The organism is Helicobacter pylori (assembly GCF_001998165.1).
Lineage (GTDB): Bacteria > Campylobacterota > Campylobacteria > Campylobacterales > Helicobacteraceae > Helicobacter > Helicobacter pylori_DL.
Genome location: NZ_MTWR01000062.1, coordinates 1 through 2,134 on the forward strand (window position 1 = coordinate 1; position 2,134 = coordinate 2,134).

The window sequence follows — 2,134 nt, forward strand, 5'->3', positions numbered from 1 at the left end:
GCTTAAGGTTTGCTTAAATTATAAAAATTTTTGACAGAGTAAGTTAAAATTTTAAAACGATTGGGTTTTGAGAAATCTAAATACCGCCAAAAACACGCACGCATTCCCCATAAAACCACTATTATAAGCGCTAATTTATCTCTGTTTTCAAAAATCACTCCATAGTAGAGCAAAAAATGAAATCATGGATTAGAAAAATCCGCTTAAGCTAACCCTTTTAAATTGGGTGCTTTTTTGTCCCCTTGGTGGGGGGATCGTGTTAGTTCTTCTTAAAGAGTTGGTCTTTAAATGGGTTGTTAAAAGGCTCGTTGGGGGAAAAGTTCTTTTTCTTGGAGGTGTACTGATTTTTTGGCAAGTTATCTACAATGTCAGCGACACTGCGTTCTCTCACATTGCAAGACTTCTTCAAGTCTGAAGGGACAGAATTGGGGCTTTCTTGAATGTTAGCAATGAAGACTTCAAAGCCTTTCTCCCAAGCGGCTTCTAACACAGGCACAAAATCGGTATCCCTGCTGAACAGCAAAATACACTCTCCTTGTTTGGTGCAATATAGCCTAGTAATATCGTGCGCCAACAGCGCATCAACTTGTTTTTGACGCAACTTTAAGTAAGGTATGAAAATCTTGGCTTCTAGACCATTATAGACTTCTTTGTCTTCGAACTTATATACGAATTTGAACTTTACCCACCCGACTCGTAATTTCACTTGATTTTGTTGGGCGATCGCATGGTTGAAAGATTGGATAATCCCTGATTTATTCACTCTTTCCTCATAATCTTTAGGATTCTTCTCTTTATACTCCTCAAGTTCTTCGTTTTTATTGCCCTTGATTCTAGGTTCAACTTCTGTGAAAGGCTCAGATACATAAAAATAAATCCGCTTCAATTTCTCTTTAGGCTCCAAAAACGAACGGATTAGCGCTAAGAGTTGCTCGGGGTTGTTGAAATTAAAATTAGACTCTTTTAAACGCTCATCCGTTTCTTGGATTGCCTTCAAATCGGCGAGGAGATTTTCCCAATCCACAAAAATCGTGGTTTCAGTTTTTTCCATGCTTTCTCCCAAAATATGAATTTTGCCATGTTTTTTAAAATAAAATAAAGGTTCTGTTCTCATCAAACAGACACCAAAAGCCTTAATTAATTTCTTTCATTTTTTAAAAACTTTATAGTAAAACTTTCTTAAGAATATAATATAAGGGGATATTTCGCGCTTTAGTACTTTCAAACCCTTTAAATCCCCCTAACTTGATCGCTTTTTTTAAGGAGTTATCGTTTAACTTGCGTCAAGCTTTTTGTATTTTGATGGTAAAAAATGCTTTTTAACCTTTTTTAAAATTTGACAACCAACGCCCCGTTAGAGCCAAAAATTCAGTTTAACAGATAGCAAGCTAGAAAAGAAGCGGTTAAAGCCTTGCCTTGAAAAAAAACGAACGCTAAAGAAAGCTTTAAAAAAGTTGGTAGTAAAAACTAAAATAAAACTAAAATAAAAACTATAAGAGGGATTAAAAAACTCTTTTTCAAGCCAATCCAATCAATTGAAAAAAGCTTTGCCCTATTTTTAAAAAGCGGTCAAAAAAACGGATTTCAACCCCTAAAGAACGTTTCACCCATTAGCATGATGGATAAAAGAATCTTAACAGAAATTAATGGCGAACTTCTTTAATCCTTGCTGCCTTACCTCTCCTATCGCGCAAATAGTAGAGCTTCGCGCGGCGCACCCTACCCACACGCAACACTTCAACGCTCGCCAAACTTTCGCTATAGAAAGGGAAAATTTTCTCCACGCCGATATTGTTAGCCCCTATTTTACGCACGCAAAAAGTCTTATCCACGCCATTGCCTCTAATCGCAATGCACACGCCTTCAAAATACTGAGTTCGTGTTTTTTCGCCTTCTTTAATGGTGATACCAAGCCTCAAAGTATCGCCGGCTTTAAATGCTGGCATGGTCTTGTCTTTTAATTGAGCGTCTTCAAACTGCTGAATGTAGCGGTTTTTCATGTGTTTTCCTTAATGTCAATTTCATGATTTGTGCTGTTTGAATAAATCAAGGCGGTAAAATTTTGTCCTTAATTTTGACAAATCAAGTTTTAGTTGCTTGATTTTAGCATGATTTCCTTTAGAATATTCTAAAG

The 2,134-nt window shown here is 36.5% G+C and carries 2 protein-coding genes and 1 pseudogene; all 3 read right to left on the reverse strand.

Annotation, left to right across the window (positions count from 1 at the left end):
* Positions 1 to 259 precede the first annotated feature (259 nt).
* Positions 260 to 1,051 carry an NYN domain-containing protein gene (locus BZK24_RS07245; RefSeq protein WP_077657023.1) on the reverse strand — a complete coding sequence of 264 codons (792 nt, stop codon included), beginning with the start codon at positions 1,049 to 1,051 and terminating at the stop codon, positions 260 to 262.
* A gap of 592 nt (positions 1,052 to 1,643) precedes the next feature.
* Positions 1,644 to 2,000, reverse strand: coding sequence for a 50S ribosomal protein L19 (gene rplS / locus BZK24_RS07255; protein ID WP_000797699.1), 357 nt, complete (start codon positions 1,998 to 2,000; stop codon positions 1,644 to 1,646).
* Between the two features lie 21 nt (positions 2,001 to 2,021).
* A pseudogene (locus tag BZK24_RS09125) lies at positions 2,022 to 2,134 on the reverse strand (tRNA (guanosine(37)-N1)-methyltransferase TrmD); the annotation flags it as partial.